The sequence below is a fragment of the Bradyrhizobium sp. Mp27 genome (genome assembly GCF_029953005.1).
Classification (GTDB): Bacteria; Pseudomonadota; Alphaproteobacteria; order Rhizobiales; family Xanthobacteraceae; genus Bradyrhizobium; species Bradyrhizobium barranii.
In genome coordinates this window covers 1-1,376 of the sequence record NZ_JASAUS010000498.1, presented here as the reverse complement: position 1 = coordinate 1,376, position 1,376 = coordinate 1, and the positions used below count along the sequence as shown (strand labels likewise).

Here is a 1,376-nt window from a genome sequence, read left to right as displayed (position 1 = left end):
GTCTCGGTCATGGCGTATCGCTCTCCTCGAGAGGTTCTGGCAGGCTCGTCACCCGCCTCGATACGCCGCCTTCCTCACACCGTCATCACCCAGATTCCGCCATAGCTCTTGCGCCGGGCGCTAGAGACACTGGCTTGAACGATGGCGCTGGCCAAGGATCGGCCTGTCCGCCCACTCTGTAGTCTATACTGTCGTCCAGATGCTACGCACCCGGCGCGCCGCGTCCTGGCCTGAAATTTTCGAGAAGGCTTCAATCAGGCGCAGCATCTGGGTAAGAATTGCATCTTTTTCCCGAAATTTGTCAGATCTTGCTGAGCAGCGGTAAGCCACCTCCCCATCCTCCTCGGCACCGGAGCTTGTACCATTTTTTTCAACTTTCACCGGCCCCTAGGGTGCAAACCCTGCGGCGTTCGATCTAAGCGCACTCTTGATCAGCGTAATGAACTCCCGAAAGCCGGGCCTATACTCTATATGGGGTGCAGTGCGAGATTGGATTGTTTTGCTAGTTTTTCCCGCACGATCGATTCGGACTTGCTCTCATTGAGAATCAAGGACATTATGATGGGAAAACCTGCCGTTTCCCGTGATGCCTTTCGCGGGTTGTTCGCTTTCTATGCGGCGAAGGCTCATCATGACCATAAACCCAAGGGCGAGCATTGCCTTCTAAAGCTATTCGGATCCGCGGAAGACATTCCCGATAGTTTGCTGCTGCAGTGGTCGGACAGAGTTGAGCTGCTCGGCTCCGAAAACCGTTGGCCGCTTAATAGAGCCGCGCGCCCGTCAAATCAGAGATGGCAAGGCGCGACCATGCCAGTGACTTTCTCCACGCGCTCCTGAGAGACCTCGGACCAAAGGTGCAGTGATAGCGGTATGGTCGCGGCGGCCGTTAGACGCGAAGATTTTCCGCGCTGCTCTTGCCACGCTTGCGATCAACTTGGATTTCGTAAGAGACCTTCTGCCTCTCAGGCAAGCCCGATAAGCCGGCGCGCTCCACCGCGCTAATATGCACGAAAACATCCTGTCCGCCGTCATCGGGCTGGATAAAACCGAATCCCTTGGTTGCGTTAAACCACTTCACAATACCTGTCGCCACGTCCGCCTCCCGGTTGAACAATGAGCATAGCCTAGGTCGACCGTCTTGAGGCTGACAAGCAAAAAAAACGCAGCGTGCGAAGGTCGAGCAGTGTTGGCGCATCTCAGACAAGGGGGCGTGGAAATCACCGGCCAGATCCCGCGCCAGTCTTACGGTACGCGGCCGACGGGAGATTAGCCCGTCCTATTCGTGAGAGTGCGTTTTTCTAGTCCGATTGATGTGGCCGCACATCTGCTCTGACGAGGCGCACAGGATTGCCTTCGGCTTTTCACCGCCTGACGAC

General features: G+C 56.3%; 2 protein-coding genes. Both read right to left on the bottom strand.

Annotated elements, in window-relative coordinates:
• Nucleotides 1–183 precede the first annotated feature (183 nt).
• Complete coding sequence (locus QJT78_RS51300; protein WP_155258282.1) at nt 184–381, bottom strand: hypothetical protein; 198 nt, start codon at nt 379–381, stop codon at nt 184–186.
• Between the two features lie 505 nt (nt 382–886).
• Nucleotides 887–1,093, bottom strand: a complete 207-nt coding sequence (locus QJT78_RS51295; RefSeq protein WP_038946029.1) for a cold-shock protein — start codon at nt 1,091–1,093, stop codon at nt 887–889.
• Nucleotides 1,094–1,376: the final 283 nt, after the last annotated feature.